Source organism: Stutzerimonas kunmingensis (assembly GCF_032106285.1).
Lineage (GTDB): Bacteria > Pseudomonadota > Gammaproteobacteria > Pseudomonadales > Pseudomonadaceae > Stutzerimonas > Stutzerimonas kunmingensis_B.
On sequence record NZ_DAMCPO010000029.1, the window covers coordinates 1 to 20,260 of the forward strand.

Genomic DNA, 20,260 nt, shown 5'->3' on the forward strand with positions numbered 1-20,260 from the left:
TCGGCACCCTGGAACACGCGGCGGCAACCGCTCCAGGGAAACTGCGAAGGAGATCGGATCATGGCTAGCGAGCAAGCACTTTTTGTCAACTTCTACCGGCATTGCGGGGCCGAATGGCAGGATGCCTGGTCTTGCCAGTGCAACGATGAATGCCCAGTTTGTGGTGCAGAAATTGAGCCCTACCGCTCCGAAGATTTCGAGTCGGCAAAGGAGGGCGCGTGATGCCTTTCTATGAAGTGGTGGCCAGCGGGTTTGGTGATGACGACAGCACTGATGACCGTGTGATCTGGGTTCAGGCTGATGACGAAAGCATGATCGATCCCCAGGTGTTCGGCGTTCAGATCCACTCCTGGAGCCGGCTGGACTGCTTCGATTCCAAGCCGGCCGAATGTATCGACTTTGATCTGGCCGATCCCGAGCAACTGCGCGAGTTCCGCGCCGTGTTGCGCTGGTTTCACAAGAACACGCCGAGCAGGGTGGCGGCACGGAGGGGCGGCCTATCAACCTCATTGATTGGGGCCGTGAATGCCCTGGCGGCGGCGGAGCGCTTTGTGGGTGGCTTCGAGGGGGATGAGCTGCAAGAGGGCATTGATGAGCTTTTGGCTGGAATGCGGCTGGCAATTGCAGATGGTCGGATGAGCTTGAGCGATCGATCCGGCTGCAACTGATTTCAACCGGAACCGTACCGAGGCAATTCTGCCTCGGTGTCCTGGAGTTCACGGCGGCAACCGTGCCAGGACCTCTTTCTGCGAAGGACATAAGAACGTGATTAAGCACGAACTGAAGCATTTTCATTTCTGTTGCGGGTTGGGCGGCGGGGCCAAGGGCTTCAATCAGAACCGCGAGATCGTGGGCAATATGCAGGCTGTGTGGCGCTGCATCGGCGGGGTGGACGTGGATGGTGCGGCGCTGCGCGACTTCCGCGAGCTTGCGGGCGTTGAGGGTACTCAGCTCGATCTATTCACGCGCGAGCAATACATTCGCTTTCACGGGGTGGAGCCTCCGGCCGGCTGGTCGGAAGCTACTCCCGAGGACATTCGCCGGGCGGCCGGCAACGAAGACCCGGACATGGTGTTTATAAGCAGCCCCTGCAAGGGTGCGAGTGGGCTGCTGTCCGAAACCATGAGTCGCACGCCCAAATATCAATCGCTGAATGAGCTGACACTGCGTTGCGTCTGGCTGATGTGCGAAGCCTGGCGGCACAAGCCGGTCCCCTTGATTGCTTTCGAGAACGTGCCGCGCCTGGCGACTCGGGGTCGCCATCTGTTGGACCAAATCGCTCAGCTGCTCGGCCACTACGGGTATGCGGTCGCAGAAACTACGCACGATTGCGGTGAGCTGGGGGGGCTGGCGCAGAGCCGAAAACGCTTCCTGCTGGTAGCGCGCCACGTTGAGACGGTGCCCCCTTTCCTGTACGAGCCGGAAAAGCGTTGTCTGCAGTCAGTTGGGTCCGTTCTCGGCAGGATTCCCCTGCCGGGAGACGTGGAGCGGGCGGGGCCTATGCACCGCGTGCCGGCGCTGCAATGGAAAACTTGGGTGCGGCTGGCTCTCGTTGAAGCCGGTAAAGACTGGAGAAGCCTGGAGCGGTTGGCTGTTGAGGATGGCTACCTGCGGGATTTCGTCATCGTTCCCCAGGCGTACGCGGGCTATCTGGGGGTGAATGACTGGGACGACTCAATTGGCACGGTGGCTGGGAGATCCAGTCCCACCAATGGCGCATTTTCGGTGGCAGATCCGCGAGCGCCCGTAGGGGCGCTGCAGTACCAGCAATACGGGGTGCGCCAATGGGATAAGCCGAGCGGGGCCATTATAGGCGTGAAGTCGCCGGGGCAGGGAACGTTCAGCGTTGCTGATCCGCGTCGGGGCAGGAAGGGGTTCGGGAAATACCTGGTTTCGCCCTGGAGCAAGCCGGCCGGGACCGTGATCGCCGGAAGCACGACCGGCCAGGGTGCGTTTGCGCTGCAAGACCCGCGACCGGGTATGCGGAGGGGCAAGGGTGATGCCTACTTGACCGGGGGTCACTATGGGGTGGTGGAGTGGTCTGGGCAGGCTGGGGCGGTATCGGCAAGCGCGCGGCAGGACAACGGGCGCTGGTCGGTTGCAGATCCGCGTGTCCCGGCTGCAAATGAGCGCCTGACGTGCGTGATTGAGAGCCTGGATGGTACTTGGCACCGACCATTCACGACGTTTGAGCTTGCGGCGCTGCAAAGCCTTGTTGACCCCGAAGAACAGCTTGAGCTTGATGGCCTGAGCGATCAGGCGTGGAGGGAGCGCATCGGAAACGCGGTGCCGCCTGCAGCGGCCGAGGCGATTGCTGGTGTGATGGCGCGGACCCTGCTGCTGGCCAAGCAGGGAGAGACGTTTCTGCTCAGCAATTTGCCAGTGTGGGTGCGGCCGATAGCGGTTGGTCTGACGGCTGCGACGCAGCCGGCGTGACAGTGAGTGGCGCCCTCGCGGGCGCCACTATTGACGCTCATTTAGAATGTAAACGAGTAGCCGCTGCGGATTGGTCTGCCAATCAAGCGTAGAGCTGTCAGGCTGAATGGCGGGGGCCCCGCCGCTTGCGGTGGGTTCCGCGTCCGCAGGACCGGCAAGGCCGCATTCTGCTTGACGGCGCGCAGCGACCCCACAGCCTTAGCGAGGGAGCTTGGGAGGCGCTTCACCTCCCATGCTCCTGATGCATCGCAGGCGAGATCGGGGATGACAAGGGGCAGAGCCCCTTGGTTTATGAGCCGGGCAAAGAGGGTGAATGATGGCTGGAAAATCTAGTGGTGAAGGGCGTGGGGCTTTTTTCCGAGCAGTAGCCTTGCTACTGCTCGGGGTGGGGGGGCTAGGGATCGGCGGAGCGTTGCCGGGTTGGGTCTTGGGGGAGCTGGGGTGGCCGGTGGCCGTCGCGGCGGGCATTGGGGCAGCCGTGGCGGTGATGGGCATTCTGGCTAATGGTATGGCTGGAATGGTGATTTATGCGGCGGGAAACGCGGTGATGGGTGCGGCGTGGTTTGAGGGCGGTATGCCACAGTGGGCGGTGGCGGCGGCGGCGCCGTGCATCATGTTCGGCCTGATGATTCGGATGTTTTATCAGCATGACTAAGTTTTTTCGAGCGTGTAATGCTGTTGAGTGCAGGGCGCCTTTCATTGGCTGGATGATCAGGGCTGGTGGGCTTCTTTCAATCGCTTGGCTGCTCATTGGCCCCTTCATGCGTGACAGCAGCTGGTTGTGGTTTGGGACCGGCTTGGCCTTGCTGGGCGCGCAATTCGCACTCTGGATTGGGATGCGTGATGAGGCAGGAGATTAACGGCATGAGCCGCATCCCCAGGGCTCAGCTCTGGATCGTTAAAAGGTCTGTCCAGGAAGTAGTAAAGCGGGGGCTGAGCTTCTCGCGCTTGATCGAAAAGCCTAACTCCGCTGACAGGCGCGCAGGTCTGATGGTCCCCTTTCCCTGCTTTGCGTTTATCGCATCCACCACAGCCATAAGACGGTCACCGCCTGACCGTGGCGGTGGCGCAAAGAGATCCGGCGTGAAGCGGCCTGGATCTACGAAATCCATAAGAATCACGCCAGCCTTTGCATACGCCGGCCCTGGCCGGTAGATGGCTTGCAGTCCGCCGAGGGCGGCAGCAGCAAGATCGCGCGTGTCTGAGGACGGGTAGGGTAGCGCTACGCAAACAGCGCGACTGTAGGGCGTGCCTTTCTTGTCAAAGGGGCTGGACCGAACGAAAACCTGGATTGCCTGGCACAGCTGCCGCTGCTTGCGCAGCTTTTCGCCGGCCCTGGTGGCGTATCCCACAACTGCCTCCTGCAGCTCCTGCAGGGCGAATTTCCGAGTGCCGAAGGATCGGGTGCAGGCGATCATCTTTTTCGGTTCAGGGCTCTCTTCCAGCTCGAAGCAGCGTTCACCTGAGAGCTCGCGAGCGGTCCGCTCGACGTTCACGCTGAAGATTCTTCGCAATGTTTTCCGGTCGTAGTCGGCAAGATGAAGAGCGGTCGTGACGCCCATCGCGTTAAGGCGCGCGGAAAGCTGCCGGCCAATCCCCCACACCTCGCCAACGTCTGCCAGCGCAAGCAGGCGGCGCTGCCTGGCGGGATCTTGCAGATCCACGACGCCGCCTGTTGCCTTCCATTTTTTTGCTCCCCAGTTGGCGAGTTTGGCCAGCGTCTTTGTTGGCGCTATGCCGACGCCGACTGGAATTCCGACCTCGCGGGCGGCTCTATCGCGCATTGTGCGGCCGAGCGCTTCCAGATCGCCTGGCACCCCTCCCAGCCACAAAAATGACTCGTCAATCGAGTAAATTGACTGGCGAACGGCCATCGTGCCCAGTAGGCGCATGAGGCGGCTGGAGAGGTCGGAGTAGAGGGCGAAATTGCTGCTGCAGCAGACGAGGCCGTTGCGTATCTCCAAGTCGCGCAGCTCGAAATATGGTTGCCCCATCTTCACGCCAAGCGCCTTCGCCTCGGGGCTTCGAGCAATGGCGCAACCATCGTTCGAGCTGAGAACAACAACGGGTATGCCGTGAAGCGAGGGGCGAAACAAGCGCTCACAGCTTACAAAAAAGTTATTTCCGTCTACCAGCGCGTACACGTTGAACCTCGGCCACGAAGGGAGTGGAGGCTGTCAGTGACCACCCCCCAGATTTCCAGTTGCTCACCTTCTTGAATCGTGATGGCTGGATAGGCGGGGTTGGCAGGCTCTAGGGTGGGTCTGTCATGCGCATCAAAACGGAGAATCTTGACGGTGAACTCGCCATTAACGATGGCGATTACTACATCCCCAGCGCGTTCTTTTGCGGCTTTATCCACGATCAATACATCCCCGTCATAGATCCCGATGCCGGTCAGGCTGTCCCCTCCGGCGCGTACCAGGTACACGCTAGGGGCTCTGATGTTCACCAGCTCATCAAGAGAAAGGTACGTCTCGGCATAGTCCTCAGCCGGGCTCGGGAACCCTGCGCTTACACGCGCCTCGATCAGACGGACAAACGCGGTGGAGGGGCGGGCGTGGCCAAGAACTGCAGTCATAGTGGCTGGGTCTTACTGTGTTTATATACAGTATCGCAGCGGGGTTGTCGGGAGGCAATCGCGGGTTGTCGGTAAGAGCGGTCCGCGCTGCGGTGCCCACCGATTTAGCCTGGCAGACTTCGCTAACCAGCCGAAATAGCCGGGTTTTTGGGTATACCCAAGTCGCAACGTGGTGCTTTGTTGTCTTGATGTAGTCATGTCGTTTTCAGAAGGCGACTGCACGAAATATCAGGAGTCGGCTGCACTGCCAGAACTGGCCGCCTGCAAGGCAGCGTAGAGAGCGGTTTTTCCTACCTTGAGGCGTGCGGCGGCCTCGCGGACATTCAAGCCGTTGGCGACAAGCTCCCGCGCTCGTTGCAACTTGTCGGCAGTGACAACCGGCTTGCGTCCGCCTTTGCGCCCGCGTGCGGCGGCAGCGGTCAACCCGGCCTTGGTGCGCTCGCGGATCAGGTCGCGCTCGAACTGGCCCAGCGCACCGAACACATGGAAGATGAGCCGGCCGCCCGGCGTGGTGGTGTCGATGTTTTCAGTCAACGAGCGGAAGCCGACGCCCCGTGCTTCCAGCTTGCCGACCGTCTCAATCAGGTGCGGCAGGGAGCGGCCAAGCCGATCCAGCCGCCAGACGACCAGCACATCGCCATCGCGCAGATAAGCCAGCGCATCGGCCAAGCCGGGCCGGTCTGCCTTGGCCCCGGATGCCGTGTCCTCGAAAACCCGTTCGCAGCCTGCATTGCGCAGCGCATCCGTCTGCAAGGCGGTGTCCTGTTCCGCCGTCGATACCCGCGCATAGCCGATGAGTGCCATTTCCGCCAATTTGTCCGTTATACCGTCCGCCTATCTTATTGTCCGTCATCCCGTTGCGCAAGATGTTTTCGGACAGGCGTCCGGTTTGGCCGCCTAATGATCGTTTGGCGGACAAGGCGACTGGCATCAGCCGAACAGCTCGCTATGGGAGTCAAGCCGCGCCAGTCGCAGGGTGTCGGCGTCGGACTTGCGGTAGATCAGCAGCAGGTCGGGCTTGATGTGGCATTCGCGGTAGCCCGCCCAATCGCCGGAAAGATCGTGGTCGCGGTATCGCACATCCAGGGGCTGATCGGTCGCCAGCGCGACCAGAACCGGCTTGAGGTCATCATTCGTGCAGCGGACTCCTGATACTGTTCGTTCAATAGACGACTGCACAACAGCCTTCAAACCGCGTTGTCTGGTGCAGTCGTCTTCTGAAAATGACATTTAAGGCGTCGCATGAGTCCTAACTTGCGCGACAAAAGTCATTATTAATTGGCTCATGTGCCGCTTTGGCGCCACAATGGCGCCCATGAAAGCCGACCGTAAAAATTCGCGTTCTAATGCGCTAGAGCGCATCAATCTGCGCCTCTCTTCTGAGGTACTGGAAGCCATTGATGCCGAATGCTCGCGCCGGGCCGGCAACGTATCGCGCAACACTTGGATCATCGAAGCGGTGACGGAACGCCTGACGCGCCTCGCTTCGACATCGCGTCCGCAAGATGCAGGGGGAAACAATGGCTAGCTTTTATGAGTTTTTCGCAGGCGGAGGTATGGCCAGGGCTGGCCTTGGCCCAGACTGGCAATGCCTACTTGCTAATGACTTCGATCCAAAAAAAGCAGCAAGCTACGCTGCAAACTGGGGTGCTGATCATCTGCGCGTCGGTGACGTGGCAGCACTGACCACGGCTGACCTTCCGGCCGGCGCTGACCTGGCTTGGGCCTCGTTTCCTTGCCAAGACCTCTCCCTGGCCGGCACCGGCGCGGGCCTCAAAGGTGATCGTTCTGGCACCTTCTGGCCGTTCTGGAAACTCATCAAGGCCCTGGGCGATGAAGATCGCGCCCCGCGCCTGGTCGTGCTGGAAAACGTGTGCGGTGCCCTTAGCTCGCACGATGGCAAAGACTTCGCAGCAATCAGCTCGGCACTATCGAACAACGGCTATCGGTTCGGTGCTGTGGTCATCAACGCCGTTCACTTCCTGCCGCAGTCGCGGCCGCGCCTGTTCATCATTGGTGTGCGCAAGTCCTCGCCGATTCCTCGCGCCCTCGTCACCAATGGCCCCGCAGGGGAATGGCATCCGTCCGCGCTGATCGAGGCTTACGGCAAGCTCTCGAAGCGGGCGCAAAGCTCATGGGAATGGTGGAACCTGCCGGCACCTCCAACGCGAACATCAATTTTTGCTGACCTGGTGGAAGATAAGCCGCACGGTGTTACCTGGCACACTGCCGCCGAAACAAAGAAACTGCTCGGCATGATGAACCCGTTAAACCTGGCGAAAGTCGAAGCCGCCAAGAAAGCCGGCGGCCGCCAGGTTGGTACGATCTACAAGCGTACCCGCGCCGATGGCCCAAACGGTGAGAAGGTGCAGCGTGCTGAAATCCGTTTCGATGATGTGGCGGGTTGCCTGCGCACGCCTACAGGCGGTTCTAGCCGTCAAACCATCATGGTAATTGAAGGAAAGCGCGTTCGCTCGCGCCTACTATCGCCGCGTGAAGCTGCCCGCCTCATGGGACTACCGGACACCTACGCACTACCCAAGAACTACAACGACGCTTATCACCTGGCCGGCGATGGCGTGGCCGTTCCGGTCGTGCGTTTCCTAGCCGAACACATCCTAGAACCGCTGTTAGCGGCGGCCTTAGCGGTCGAGAATAAGGCAGCGTAATGACGGATTTGGTAACGGCCCTGCGGGACTTCAACAAAGATCGGAAATTCAGCCGCAAAGGCCCGCTATGCGTTGCGCTGGTCATCACGCAGCACGCACGGAAGGGGCTGCCGCTCAACCCGGACGAGCTGCTGACCGAAGCCGGTGGCCAGGTTCTCGGCCTGGGCCGTGGCGCGGTGCAAACGGTGCTTGCCCGGCACGGAATAACTCGCGTTTTAGCTGCTGAAGGCGGACGCACCAGTCGCGGCAGCATCAGCAACATGCGCGAATATGTGGCCTTCCTCAATGGCCTTACTGCTGACGGCGTAGTCGATCTTGATGCCGTTGAAGCGTTCTGGATTGAGCGCGTGCATGAATTCTTTTCAGCCAAGCCCTTCAAGATTCGCCTAGACGCCTCGCGCAGCCTGCGAACACTGGTGCGGGACATGATCACCCAAGCCGAAGAACGGCAGCGCAACACCCCAGGAATGCAGTATGCAGGCGCGGTACTGCAACACCTGGTCGGGGCAAAGCTCGATTGCGCCCTAGGTGCAGGCCAGTTCGATCACAACAGCTTTTCAACGTCTGACGCTCAAACCGGCCGTAATGGTGATTTCTTCATTGGCGATGTGGCTATCCACGTCACCACGGCACCCGGCGAAGCGGTCATTGGCCGTTGCCGCGACAACATTGACGACGGCCACCGGCCAATCATCGTCACGACAGCACGCGGGCTGACAGTTGCCGAAGGGCTGGCCGAAAATGCGGGCCTGGGCGAACGCATCGACGTTTTCGAGGTTGAACAGTTCGTAGCCCTGAACCTCTACGAACTGGGCAGGTTTGCAGCTGAGGGTCGCCGCGTAGCTGTGGGAGATGTAGTGACCCGCTACAACGAAATTATTGATGAGTACGAAACTGATCCGAGCTTAAAAATCGAGTTTCGCCAGTGAGCTTTGCAACCAAAGAAGGCGGCCAAATGGCCGCCTTCTTTGTTTCTCATCGTTTAGAGAATAGGTGAGTGCCTTGTCCGTTCACCGGAAGCCACGTCCAGGACGCGCCCAATCGGCACGACCTGGTTAAACGTCTCTTTGCCGTGGCTGACCATTCCCACAGCTCCCCCCCTGGCGTTGAAAACCAGTCCGCCGGAATTACCGCCGATGATCGGCCCGGCGATCTGCATCATGGGCTGAAGAAGCAGCCAGCCAAGGGAGTCGGCAAGGCTCCGGCGAAGAGCAAAGCCGGGAAGCTGACCAAGGAGGAAGTGGGGCGCCTAGCTCGCCCTGGCGAGTCCTGGGAGGCTGCATACGCCCGACTCAACCAGATCCAGCTTGAGCTGTCCTAGGGGTTTGGGGAGCAACGGAACAGAAAGTGCACTTAAGCCCAGCGTCTGCCCGCAAACCCTTGTGCCGGCTGGTGAGTCCGGGGAAACCATCGTTTTTCCGAACCTGGGCAGGCGCGTGACCCTGGTCAGCGAAAGACGGCAGTAGCGGTGCAGAAAACCCGTTCGGCGAATCAAAGTTCTGATAACTGCGCCTGTGAACGGCAGAACCGAACTCTAATCCCGCCTTACGTTGGTTTTTGGTTCCGTTGCTCCCCAAACCCCGTACTGTTCATGGCCGCCAGCGGGGTGTTGATGCGCGACACGCTCAAGACGCTGCTGCCGGTCAGCGACAACCAGGCGATCGTGATGATCGGTGCCGCGACGTTCGTGATCGGCGTCGTCGGCTACGAGCTGATCCACCGCATGGGTGCCTGGATGACGCTGCTGTCGACATTGGTGTTCGGCACCGCGCTGGTACTGATCCTGGTCCGCGCCCACTCGTTGGGCAGCCTGCAGTTCAGCGCCGGCGGCTTTTCGATGCCGGTGTTCAACCTGGTGATCGCCCAGGCGGCGTCGTGGACATTGGGGTACGGGCCATACGTGGCGGATTACTCGCGCTACCTGCCAGCCGACGTGCGCACCCGCGATACGTTCTGGACTACCTACTTCGGCTGTGCCCTGGGGTCGCTGGGTATGATGGCGCTGGGGGCGTTGCTGGCCGCGGTGCTGCCTTCGGCGCTGCACCTGGACCCGGGCGCTGCGATCGCCAGTCTGTTCGGCCCCTGGGCGAAAACCGTGCTGGTGGTGATCGTGCTGGGCGTGGTGCAGTACAACGTGTTGTGCCTGTACAGCGCCTACATGTCGAGCACCACCATCTACAGCGGTTTCGCCACGCTGCGCCAGGTGCGGCCCGCGACCAAGGCGGCGATGATGGCGGTGCTCTCGGTGCTGGCGTGCCTGATTGCCACGCGCACCCAGTATCACTTCGACACGTTCTTCGCCGATATCCTGATCGGGCAGCTATACCTGCTGATTCCCTGGAGCGCGATCAACCTGGTGGACTACTACCTGGTGCAGCGGGGCGCTTACCACATCGCGGATCTTTACGATGCGCGGGGTCGGTATGGACGCTGGAACGGCAAGACGATGCTGGTGTATGCGGTGTCGGTGATCGGCACGGTGCCGTTCATGCAGTTCTCGTTCTTCGAAGGCTACGTTGCACGGCTGATCGGCGCGGATGTTAGTTGGCTCGCGGGGCTGGCCTTGGCGGGAGGGCTGTATTTCATGGTCAAGGCGCCGCCAGCGGTGAGGCGTAGGGCGAACCTGGCCAATGCCGAAGAGTAGGGTGGGTCGGGCCCATCGCCTTACTGATCGGAAAACAGATCGAACATCAACTGCCGCAACCACCGATTGGCCGGATCCCTGTTGAACCGTGCATGCCAGAACAGGTTGATCTCGATGTTCGGCAACTCCACCGGCGGCGCCAGGATGCACAGGCCGAAGGGGGCTTCGTAGCTGGTGGCGAAGCGCTCGGGCACCGTGGCCAGCAGGTCGGTCTGCTGCAGGATATGGCCCACTGCGACGAAGTGCGGCACTTCCAGGCGCACGTTACGCGCCACCCCGGCCTTGGCATAGAAGGTATCGACTTCACCATGGCCGGTGTTGGCTGCTACCACCCGGACATGGCCATAGCTGCAGAACCGCTCCACTGTCAAAGGTTCGCGTGTGGCCGGGTGACCGGCTCGGCACAGGCAGACGTAGCGGTGGTGGAACAGGCGGCGCTGGAAGAACCCCGCCTGCAGGTGCGGCAGCAAGCCGACGGCCAGGTCGATGGTGCCGTTCTGCAAGCCCTCGGCAAGCGTGTCGCTGGTATTGCGCAGCGTGCTGATGGTGCAGCCCGGGGCGCGTTCGGCCAGGGCGTCCATCAGTTTGGGCATGAAGTAGATTTCGCCGATGTCGGTCATCGCCATGGTGAAGCGCCGGGTGCAGGTTGCCGGGTCGAAAGTGTCCTGGCGGGCGAGGGCGTCGCGCAGGGTCTGGATGGCCATCGTCACCGGTTCTGCCAGTTGCAAGGCGTAGGGCGTGGGCTCCATGCCCTGGTAGGTGCGCACGAACAATTCGTCCTGCAGGGCCGTGCGCAAGCGCTTGAGCGCGTTGCTCATGGCCGGCTGGCTCAGCCCCAGGTGCTCGGCGGCGGTGGATACCTTGCGGTCGATCAGCAGTTGGTTGAAGACCAGCAGCAGGTTCAGATCCAGGTCGCGCAGTTCCATGGCAGCTCGGCAATATTCACAATGGTGATGTGATCTATAGGCTACACGATATTTATCAATATCGGCGCAGGGGTAATCATCCGGGCACACCAATAACAATCAGCCCAAAGGGTGCCTTGCCATGCATGAATCTTCTGCTTGTCTGAACGTCTCCATCATTGGTGGTGGGATCGCTGGGGTCGCCCTGGCACTCGACCTGTGCCGCCATGCTCATCTGAACGTGCAACTGTTCGAAGCCGCCGCGGCCTTCGGCGAAGTCGGCGCCGGCGTGTCGTTCGGTGCCAATGCCGTGCGCGCCATTGCCGGCCTCGGTATCGCCGAGCCCTATCGCAACATCGCCGACAGCACCCCGGCGCCCTGGCAAGACATCTGGTTCGAATGGCGCATGGGCGAGGATGCCCAGTACCTGGGCAGCAGCGTGGCCAAGGGGGTCGGGCAATCGTCAGTGCATCGCGCTGATTTTCTCGATGCGCTGGCCCGCCAGCTGCCGGCGGGCGTCGCCGTGTTCGGCAAGCGTGCGCAACGGGTCGAGCAGGCCGGTGAGCAGGTGCAGGTGACCTTCACCGATGGCAGCGAGCACCGCTGCGATCTGCTGATCGGTGCCGATGGCATCAAGTCGTCGATTCGCGATCATGTCTTGCAAGGGTTGCAGCAACCCCTGGCAGCCCCACGCTTCAGTGGTACCTGTGCCTACCGCGGGCTGATCGACAGCCAGCAGTTGCGCCAGGCCTACCGCGACCGTGGCCTGGACGAACACCTGATCGACGTGCCGCAGATGTACCTGGGGCTGGACGGTCATATCCTCACGTTCCCGATCAAGCAGGGCCGGCTGATCAATGTGGTCGCCTTCATCAGCGACCGCAGCCGGCCCGACCCGGTCTGGCCGGGCGATACCCCCTGGGTGCGCCAGGCGACCCAGGCGCAGATGCTCGCGGCCTTCGCTGGCTGGGATGCCGCCGCGCAAGTGTTGCTGGAAAATATTCCCAACCCTTCGCTGTGGGCGCTGCATGACCTGGCCGAGCTGCCAGGCTACGCCCATGGTCGGGTCGGCCTGATCGGTGATGCCGCCCATGCCATGCTGCCGCATCAGGGCGCCGGTGCCGGGCAGGGGCTGGAGGATGCCTGGCTGCTGGCTCGCCTGCTGGCCGACCCGAACGTGATCGGCAAGCGCCCTGAGGCTGTGCTGTTGGCCTATGACGCCGTACGCCGACCCCGCGCTTGCCAGGTGCAGCGGACCTCCTTCGAGGCTGGCGAGCTCTACGAGCTGCGCGACCCGGTAGTGCAGGCCGATAAAAGCTTGCTGGGTAAGGTGCTCGCCGAGCGCTTCGACTGGCTGTGGAATCACGATGTGCACGAGGATCTGGTTCAGGCGCGTGAGTTGCTTGGATTGCAGTTGAGTGCGGCGTGAAGCGGCCGCGAGGAGCGCTATCGTGGACTGCGATAATGACGGTTTCACATCGCAGTGGCCGAACGCAATAATTGCCGAGCCTCTCAAGTTTCTCTGTTGTTGTGTCAGCTATTCAATCGTATGGAGATAACAATCGAAGTAGTGAGTTTGTGCGGTAGTATGAATAGCAGTAGGGAAATGGGTTTTTATTGTTGTTCGGCTATTTTTTGGTTGTGCGCTGTATCTGGGTAAGTTAATAAGTAGTCACTTTAATAAAGACTCGGAGGAATACCGAAATGACGCTTACCCTGATCAGTGCCTGCGAACACCTGGCCTTTGGCGAGCCGGTGATTTTGGAACCAGCAGCCTCGCAGCCGCCAGCGTTAGCGCGGGTTGCGCATAGCCAAGCGCTTGTCGACGGACGTGGCGATGTCGGGGTTTGGGAATGCACGCCAGGCCAGTTCAAGCGCCAAGTGCGCCAAGCCGAATACAGCTACATCGTTTCGGGAGAAGGGTGTTTCACGCCGGACGGCGGTGAGCCGGTATACTTCTCGGCGGGTGATGTGCTGTATTTTACTGCCGACACACTGGGTGTATGGGATATTCGCAGTACGGTGCGCAAGACATATATGATTTTGGCGCAGTAACGCAACATTGGGGCTGCCTGCAGCCCCAATGCTCCCGGCAAGTACAATCAGAAGTAATAGCCCACATTGCTGTAGATTTGATTTTCCCAACGGTCGCTGCCACCACTGCCCAGGCTCTGGGTGAAATCGCTCCCGCCGATGTACGGGTCGTTGCGACCATGCAGCCATTCCAGCGCCACAAAGAGCCGCCCCAGGTTGAATGAACTGCCGAGAATGGCTCGCTGCGAATTGCTGAATTGCCCCTGGTCCTTGTCGAACAGGCTGTAGTTGGCATACACCTTGACCTTCGACAGCCAGCCGAGTCGTTCGGCCAGTTCATAGCTGACGTCCGCCACGTACAGGTTGCCCTTGGCGGCGACATTGAATGTGGCATCGAAGCCACCAAAGCTCACCAAGGTGTCGCTTCCAGGGTTCTTCGGCGTCATGCGTTGGCGTACCGCCATTGCCTGGAAACCGAGCGGGCCTCTTTGGGCTTTGAGGTGCAGTGCCGTGGCCAGGCGCTGTCCATCGCGGTCGGTGTCGTTGTTGTGCAAGTTTGAGGACAGTAGCGACACGCCGACCTCGCCGTGCCAGTCACCTGCGCTGTAGCGACGGGCGACACGCCCGACGAGGATGTCTTGTTCCTCGTTGTCGCTGCCTTGTGCCACATAGCTGTCAGCCGAGGCCACGCTGGTGCCGTAGGTGCGGCCGCCACGGCTGGTGCCATGGCCCTGTTGCGCAGTGACCGGGTAGTAGGCCGCGCTCAGGTCCCAATCGTCGAACTGGCCAAGGTACTTGATGCCGATGTCCTGGGTGTCCTCCAGGCCGACCACGTTGCCGAGGGTCTCGAAGAAGGTATTGCCAAAGTAGCGGCCCAGGCCGAACGGGATGTCGGTCAGGCCAAGCTGAACCTGATGTGCAGGGGAAAACCTGTAGCCCACCCAGGCATGCTCGAAAAAGGCGATATCACCGATGGCATCGGTGTACTGAAAAGGGTAGGCATTGCCGTAGAAGCGATACTGTGCCGAGCCGATCCACTTTTCCGAGTGGTAATCGGCGCGCAGGATGAGCGTGTCGAAATCGAACCTGGAAATGTCCCGGTCCGGATCGATATCGAGCCGGCCGCGTATCGCTCCGCCGATATCCAGGTGCTCGGTCACCGGTAGGGCTGCGGCCTGTTTCGGTTGATCGAGAAGGGCGAGCAACATCAGCGCGCACGCATAGCGTTGAATCTTCATGAATCGCTCCGGAGTTATTGTTTTAAGGGCGACGAAGTGGGGATTGCAGACGTGACCAGGCGATGGCGTCGCGCTAGGCGACACCAGTGCCTCTGTGTATTGGGTTGGCTTGAAGGTCTGCCCCAGGCCGCAAGGCCTGGGGCAGGAGAGGGCTAACGCTACTCAGCCCCTCAGGGCAGAGGTAGCGGCCTCGTCGACCTGCAGCGTGATTGGGTCGATGATCACACCATAGTCACGCTTGGCGGTTTCGATGCTGATGTACTCGTCGAGTACGTCTTCCAGTACTTCGGCCACGGTGCGTTTGCGTGGGTTGCCCCAGCCACCGCCGCCGGTGCTTTCGAACATGAACACATCGCCGGCCTTGAACTTGTGCGAGGCCAGCAGTGGGCTGGTCCACGAGCCGTCGGTGGCGATGCCGCCGATCACCTGCACGTCGCCGTTGGCGTGGATATGGCTGGCACGCTGTACTGCGCTGGGCAGGCCGCCCGAGGCTCCGGGGCTGCCTTCGAGGGTACGCGAGGTTTCCATGCCCAGTTCGCCGCCGCCGAGGAAGCGCACCTTGAAGGTGGCCCCGAGGCCGCCACGGTGGCGGCCAGCCCCCGCTGAGTCGCCGCGCAGCTCGAAGGCCTCGTAGGCGATGGGGAAGAACAACTCGGCGGTTTCGGCCGGCATGTTCATGCAGTTGCCCAGCGGGTCCATGGTCACGCTCATGCCGTCGGCATATGGGGTACCGCCCCAGCCTCCAGCCGGCAGGTCGGAAAACACGTCGGTCTTGCCGTCGGAAGAGGTGCAGCTGGCGACGAACCAGTTGCATTCCGAGCACGTAGAGCCGGTGATCTTCTCGGGAATGGCCTTGGCCAGGGCCTGCCAGATCGCGCTGGTGATCTTCGACGAGGTCAGCGTGGTGCAGCCGATGGTCGGCGCCGGCCACTGTGCGTTCAGCCAGCAGCCTTCGGGCAGCACGACCTCGATCGGGTTGAACATGCCCTGGTTCTGCGGCGCGTCGGGCGCCAGGAAGAACTGCAGCGAATACAGCGCGGCGGAAATGGTGTTGGCTCGTGGCGAGTTGATTGCGCCCTGGCAGATCGGGTCGGTACCGGCGAAATCGACCTTGATCGAGGTATCCTGAATCTCCAGGGTGACCTTGAGTTTTACCCGCTGGTCGCTGATGCCATCGGTGTCTGCGTAGTCCTCGGCTTCGTAGACGCCGTTGGGGATCTTGCGGATCGATTCGCGGATCATGCGTTCGGTGTAGGCCTGGATCTTCTTCATGGCCTTCTTCACCGTCTCGGCGCCATAGCGCTCGCAGGCCCGTTGCAGCTCCTGCTCGGCGCCCAGCAGCGCGCCCAGGTGCGCCTGCAGGTCGCCCTTGATGAAATGCGGGGTGCGCGAGTTGTTGAGGATGATCGCCAGCAGGTCGTCGTTGAGTTTGCCACCCGAGTAGATCTTCAGCGGTGGCAGGCGCAGGCCTTCGGCCGCGATGTGGGTACTGAAAGCCTGGCCGCCGGCACCGCCGCCGCCCAGGTCCATCCAGTGGCCGCGGCTGACGCCGTAGCCGATGAGTTCCTTTTTGTAGAAGATCGGCTTGATGAACGAAATGTCGTTGATGTGGGTGCCGCCACGATAGGGGTCGTTGACCACCATCACGTCACCTTCGTGCACGTTCTCGCGGCCAATGGTCTTCACCGCTTCCTCGGCACTGAACTTCATCGCCGCCAGGTGCACCGGGCAGTTGGCCGCCTGGCTCAGCAGCTGCAGGTCGGCGTCGTAGATGGCGTTGGAGAAGTCCAGCATGTCCGCCAGGATCGGCGAGAACGAAGAACGTTGCAGCACGGTGGCCATGCGGTCGCTGGCGTACTCGAAGATGCTGCGCATCACCTCGAAGGTGATCGGGTCGATGTCGTTGTCGACGTCATGACCAACGGTTTGCTTGCTCATAGTGGGCTCCTTCTTGTTATTTTTCGATGTCGATGACCAGGGCGCCCATCGCATTGACATGCGCATGGGTGTTCGGCGGCATCACGGTACAGGCGTGCTCGTACTCGATAATCGCCGGCCCCTGGATGCGGTGTTGGGTGCCCAGCACTTCGCCGTCGTAGACCTTGCATTGCGTCCACTGGCCATCGAAGTACACGTCGCGCACGGTCTTCACCGCATCGCCTTCGGTAGCGTTGACCAGGTCGACCGGAGGCGGTGAGTCCATGCGGCCGATGGCGGTGACGCCGAAGGACACGAATGCGGGGGCGAAATCGTCGGAGCTGACGCCGAACTCCTGTTTGTGCGCGGCATGGAACGCCTGCTCGATGCCTGGCAGGCATGCCGAAGTCAGTTCGCCAGCGGGGATCGGCGTATCCACTTCATAGGACTGGCCGACATAGCGCATCTGCGCGGTGCGGATCAGTTCGATGTCGTTGTCGTCGTCGATGCCCTGTTCGCGCAGCACGGCCTTGGCCTTGCTTTCCAGCTCAGCGATCATTTCGTTGATCTTGCCGAGGTCGGCATCCTTGACAGGCGAGTAGTAGAACCGCTCGAGGTCCTGGCGCAGGTTCATCGCGGTGGCGCCGAAGGCCGAGGCGACACCGGCATAGGGTGGCACGATGACCTTGGGGATGTTCATCGACTTGGCCACGATGCAAGCGTGCAACGCACCGGCGCCGCCGAAGCTGGCGAAGACGAAGTCGCGTGGGTCACGGCCCCGGGCGACGAGGATCTTCTTCACGGCCTGGGCCATGTATTCGCAGCCGATGCGGATCATGCCTTCGGCGGTCTCCAGTGGCGACAGGCCGATTTGCTTGGCCAGGTTGGTCATGGCCTTGTCGGCGGCCTCGATGTCGAGGTCGAACTTGCCACCCAGGGTCGGCTCCAGGCGCCCCAGCAGCAGGTTGGCATCGGTGATGGTCGGCTGTGTGCCGCCACGCCCGTAGCACACGGGGCCAGGCTCGGAACCGGCGCTTTTCGGGCCGACGCGCAGCGAGCCGCCCTGGTCCACCCAGCCAATCGAGCCGCCGCCGGAGCCGACGCTATGGATGTCGAGCATCGGCACCACGATCGGTACTTCCCATTCCAGCTCATGGTCACGGGTGATCAGGCCCTTGCCATGCTCGACGATTGACACGTCGAAGCTGGTCCCGCCGACGTCGGTGTGCAGAATCTTGTCGAAGCCGCTGAGCTCGCAGAGGTAGGCCGCATAGGCGACACCGCCTGCCGGGCCGGACTCGAGCATGTCTTCCGGGTGCAGCCGCGCCAGCTCGGCGGACATCACGCCGCCGCTGCTCTTGAGGATCAGCAGCTTGCCGGTGAACTGGTGCTGGCGCAGGCGCGCCTCGAGGTCGTCCATGTACTTGACCATCACCGGCATGCACGCCGCGCGTACCGCCGTGGTGGTGAAGCGCCCGTGCTCGCGGAATACCGGGCGGGTCTCTCCGGACAGCACCACATGTACGTCGGGGCAATGCGCGAGGAGGATGTCGCGCATCTGTTCTTCATGTCGGGTGCTGGCATAGGAGTTGATGAAACCAATGCCGACCGACTTGATGCCCGAGTCCTTGATCTTCTGCGCGACCTGCTGGGCCGCGTCGATGTCCAGTGCGCGCTCGGTCTCGCCGCGCACGTTGGTACGCTCCGGGACGGTGTAGCGGAAGCGCCGCTTGATGATGGGTTTTGGCTTGGTCTGGTACGGATCGTACAAATGCTCACGGTGCTGCCGACCGATCTCCAGGGTGTCGCGGAACCCTTCGGTGGTGATGAAGGCCGCATCGGGGTAGCTGCGTTCGATCAGGGCGTTGGTCGCCGTGGTCGTGCCGTGCATGAGGTGCGAGATATCGGCAATGTCGATGCCTGCTTTTTCGATCGCTTCCAATACCGCGATCGAGCGATCCTGTTTGGTGGTCAGCACCTTGGCCGTCACCTGCTTGCCCGATTTGTCTTCCCAGGCGAACAAGTCGGTAAATGTGCCACCTACGTCAACGCCAACTCGCCACATACGATGTTCCTCCAGCTTTCGATTTTTTGTTTTTGCGTGAAGCCTGCCCCCCTAAATTAGTATGTTCGGCCTGCTGGCTCAATCAGACGGAACCAACAATTGGGGGAGGAGGCTCATACATTCGTACTAGCTCGGGCTGCTGTGGTGGCCTCTTCGCGGGTAAACCCGCTCCTACAGAACCTGCACCGGTCCTGTGGGAGCGGGTTTACCCGCGAAGAGGCCGGCCCAGGCAAAACGGCTTTCATGGCTTCATACGATCGCATGAGCCCCCTCGCCATTTTCCTACCACCGCTCAATTGCTCACCCCTCGCGACCTTCGGAAACTGGCCCGTATCCGTTTCGATCACCTGGGGCTATGACAATGAAACTAATACCCACCCCGCCGTTGAAGCGCAGCTTCTGGATGGAATCCACCGACTTCGATGCTGCCATTTCTCCGACACTGCGAGGTAATCATGACGTCGATGTACTGATCATCGGCGGCGGCTTCGTCGGCCTCTGGACGGCCTTGACCGTCAAGCAATGGGAGCCCGATGCGCGGGTCATGGTACTGGAACAGGACGTCTGTGGCGGCGGCGCGTCCGGCCGCAACGGCGGCTTCGTGATGTCGTGGTGGCCAAAGATCGGTACGCTGCGCAGCTTCTGCGATGAGCAGCAGACGCGGTTTCTGGGGCAAAGCGCGGAGCGGGCGATCCATGAGCTGGGCGAGTTCTGCGAGGAGCATCGGATTGATGCCCACTTCCAGCAGAACGGCTGGCTGTGGACCGCCACCAGCGAGCAGCATATCGACACCTGGAACGGCACCCTGGCAGCCTGCGAGCGCCTCGGCGTGCAGCCGTTCGAGCGCCTGGACGCCGCCGAAGTCGCCCGCCGTACCGGCTCCTCGGTGCATCTGGCCGGGGTGTTCGAGCGCAGCAACGCCACGGTGCAGCCGGCCCTGCTGGCGCGGGGCATGCGCCGTGTGGCGTTGGCCCAAGGAGTAGAGGTCCATGAACGTTCCGCCGTGACCCGCATCGAGCCGGGTCAACCCACCACGGTGCACACCGCCCATGGCGTGGTGCGGGCGCGTGACCTGGTGTTGGCCACCAACGCCTGGGCCGCGCAACTGCCCGAGCTGGCGCAACTGATCGTGCCGGTGAACAGCTCCATCGTGGTAACCGAAGCGATGCCCGCGCGGCTGGCCAGTGCCGGTTGGGCGGGGGGCGAGTCGATCACCGACTCGCAGCTGATGGTCGATTACTACCGCACCACCCGCGATGGCCGCATCGCCTTTGGCAAGGGCACCGGGGCGATTGCCTATGGCTCGCGAATCGGCCCGCTATTCAGCGACGACCGCGCCAGTCTGGAATTGACCAAGGCCGATCTGCGCCGCACCTATCCCGATTTCGAGGATGTCGGCCTGGCCCATGGCTGGTCCGGGCCGATCGACCGCACTTATGACAGCCTGCCGGTGTTTGGCAGCCTGGGCGGGCAGCGCAACATCCACTACGGCATTGGCTGGAGTGGCAATGGGGTCGGGCCGAGCCGTCTGGGTGGGCGCATCCTTGCCAGCATGGCGCTCGGCCGTGACGACGAGTGGAGCCGCTGCCCGCTGGTGGAGCGCCGCTGCCGGCGCTTCCCGCCCGAGCCGCTGCGCTACCTGGGAGGCTCGCTGGTGCGTAACGCCGTGCTGCGCAAGGAGCGCGCGGAGATGGGCGGTGGCGTGGTATCGGGCGTCGACCGCTTCCTCGCAGGTTTCGCCCCCGCTGGGCTCGAAGACAAGGCGTGAACC

20 protein-coding genes are annotated in these 20,260 nt (G+C 61.7%); 12 read left to right on the plus strand and 8 right to left on the minus strand.

Features of this window, described 5'->3' with window-relative positions; genetic code table 11:
• The 4 genes from RT582_RS18735 to RT582_RS18750 all read left to right on the plus strand — a co-directional run.
• Positions 1-222, plus strand: a 222-nt coding sequence (locus tag RT582_RS18735) for a hypothetical protein (RefSeq protein ID WP_313479181.1), incomplete at its 5' end; no start/stop codon positions are given.
• Positions 222-668, plus strand: a complete 447-nt coding sequence (locus RT582_RS18740) for a hypothetical protein (RefSeq protein ID WP_313479184.1) — start codon at positions 222-224, stop codon at positions 666-668. The genes RT582_RS18735 and RT582_RS18740, both read left to right, overlap by 1 nt.
• A 97-nt stretch (positions 669-765) precedes the next feature.
• Positions 766-2,436 carry a DNA cytosine methyltransferase gene (locus RT582_RS18745; protein WP_313479188.1) on the plus strand — a complete coding sequence of 557 codons (1,671 nt, stop codon included), beginning with the start codon at positions 766-768 and terminating at the stop codon, positions 2,434-2,436.
• 313 nt (positions 2,437-2,749) lie between these two features.
• Complete coding sequence (locus RT582_RS18750) at positions 2,750-3,091, plus strand: hypothetical protein (RefSeq protein WP_313479191.1); 342 nt, start codon at positions 2,750-2,752, stop codon at positions 3,089-3,091.
• A gap of 229 nt (positions 3,092-3,320) precedes the next feature.
• Here the strand turns inward: RT582_RS18750 and umuC are convergent, their stop codons facing one another.
• From umuC to RT582_RS18770, 4 genes are all read right to left on the minus strand, one after another.
• The gene (gene umuC, locus RT582_RS18755; protein ID WP_313479194.1) at positions 3,321-4,580 is read right to left on the minus strand and encodes a translesion error-prone DNA polymerase V subunit UmuC; all 1,260 of its coding nucleotides are present in this window, start codon (positions 4,578-4,580) and stop codon (positions 3,321-3,323) included.
• Positions 4,565-5,017: a LexA family protein gene (locus RT582_RS18760; protein ID WP_313479197.1), complete on the minus strand. Its 453-nt coding sequence runs from the start codon at positions 5,015-5,017 to the stop codon at positions 4,565-4,567. The genes umuC and RT582_RS18760 overlap by 16 nt, the downstream gene beginning before the upstream one ends.
• Positions 5,018-5,245: 228 nt before the next feature.
• On the minus strand, positions 5,246-5,821 hold the full coding sequence (locus RT582_RS18765; RefSeq protein WP_001173919.1) for a recombinase family protein: 576 nt from the start codon (positions 5,819-5,821) through the stop codon (positions 5,246-5,248).
• Positions 5,822-5,947: 126 nt separating this feature from the next.
• Complete coding sequence (locus RT582_RS18770; protein ID WP_446750907.1) at positions 5,948-6,247, minus strand: type II toxin-antitoxin system YafQ family toxin; 300 nt, start codon at positions 6,245-6,247, stop codon at positions 5,948-5,950.
• Between the two features lie 85 nt (positions 6,248-6,332).
• Between RT582_RS18770 and RT582_RS18775 the strand changes: the two genes are divergently transcribed.
• The 5 genes from RT582_RS18775 to RT582_RS18795 all read left to right on the plus strand — a co-directional run bounded on the left by RT582_RS18775 (position 6,333) and on the right by RT582_RS18795 (position 10,330).
• The gene (locus RT582_RS18775; protein ID WP_077563839.1) at positions 6,333-6,545 is read left to right on the plus strand and encodes a hypothetical protein; all 213 of its coding nucleotides are present in this window, start codon (positions 6,333-6,335) and stop codon (positions 6,543-6,545) included.
• Positions 6,538-7,686, plus strand: coding sequence for a DNA cytosine methyltransferase (locus tag RT582_RS18780; protein ID WP_313479203.1), 1,149 nt, complete (start codon positions 6,538-6,540; stop codon positions 7,684-7,686). The genes RT582_RS18775 and RT582_RS18780 overlap by 8 nt, the downstream gene beginning before the upstream one ends.
• Positions 7,686-8,615 (plus strand): DUF4928 family protein, encoded by a 930-nt coding sequence (locus RT582_RS18785; protein WP_077563843.1) that lies wholly within the window; start codon positions 7,686-7,688, stop codon positions 8,613-8,615. The genes RT582_RS18780 and RT582_RS18785 overlap by 1 nt, the downstream gene beginning before the upstream one ends.
• A 143-nt stretch (positions 8,616-8,758) precedes the next feature.
• Entirely contained in the window at positions 8,759-9,007 is a 249-nt protein-coding gene (locus RT582_RS18790; RefSeq protein WP_313479208.1) for a hypothetical protein, read from the plus strand.
• 270 nt (positions 9,008-9,277) lie between these two features.
• Entirely contained in the window at positions 9,278-10,330 is a 1,053-nt protein-coding gene (locus RT582_RS18795; RefSeq protein WP_313479212.1) for a purine-cytosine permease family protein, read from the plus strand.
• Positions 10,331-10,350: 20 nt separating this feature from the next.
• On the opposite strand, the gene RT582_RS18800 is transcribed toward RT582_RS18795, so the two are convergent.
• Positions 10,351-11,256 (minus strand): LysR family transcriptional regulator, encoded by a 906-nt coding sequence (locus RT582_RS18800; RefSeq protein WP_102886313.1) that lies wholly within the window; start codon positions 11,254-11,256, stop codon positions 10,351-10,353.
• Between the two features lie 121 nt (positions 11,257-11,377).
• Between RT582_RS18800 and salA the strand changes: the two genes are divergently transcribed.
• Positions 11,378-12,664, plus strand: coding sequence for a salicylate 1-monooxygenase (salA, locus tag RT582_RS18805; protein WP_102886312.1), 1,287 nt, complete (start codon positions 11,378-11,380; stop codon positions 12,662-12,664).
• Between the two features lie 275 nt (positions 12,665-12,939).
• Complete coding sequence (locus RT582_RS18810) at positions 12,940-13,290, plus strand: cupin domain-containing protein (protein WP_102886311.1); 351 nt, start codon at positions 12,940-12,942, stop codon at positions 13,288-13,290.
• Positions 13,291-13,337: 47 nt separating this feature from the next.
• Here the strand turns inward: RT582_RS18810 and RT582_RS18815 are convergent, their stop codons facing one another.
• From RT582_RS18815 to RT582_RS18825, 3 genes are all read right to left on the minus strand, one after another.
• A complete protein-coding gene (locus RT582_RS18815; protein WP_225231717.1) occupies positions 13,338-14,507 on the minus strand; it encodes a porin in 1,170 nt (389 codons plus the stop codon).
• Positions 14,508-14,669: 162 nt separating this feature from the next.
• The gene (locus tag RT582_RS18820; protein ID WP_102886310.1) at positions 14,670-16,445 is read right to left on the minus strand and encodes a hydantoinase B/oxoprolinase family protein; all 1,776 of its coding nucleotides are present in this window, start codon (positions 16,443-16,445) and stop codon (positions 14,670-14,672) included.
• Between the two features lie 16 nt (positions 16,446-16,461).
• Positions 16,462-18,489, minus strand: a complete 2,028-nt coding sequence (locus tag RT582_RS18825; protein ID WP_102886309.1) for a hydantoinase/oxoprolinase family protein — start codon at positions 18,487-18,489, stop codon at positions 16,462-16,464.
• A 361-nt stretch (positions 18,490-18,850) separates the two neighbouring features.
• On the opposite strand from RT582_RS18825, the gene RT582_RS18830 reads away from it, so the two are divergent.
• The gene (locus tag RT582_RS18830; RefSeq protein ID WP_102886308.1) at positions 18,851-20,257 is read left to right on the plus strand and encodes an NAD(P)/FAD-dependent oxidoreductase; all 1,407 of its coding nucleotides are present in this window, start codon (positions 18,851-18,853) and stop codon (positions 20,255-20,257) included.
• The last annotated feature ends 3 nt before the right edge of the window (positions 20,258-20,260 follow it).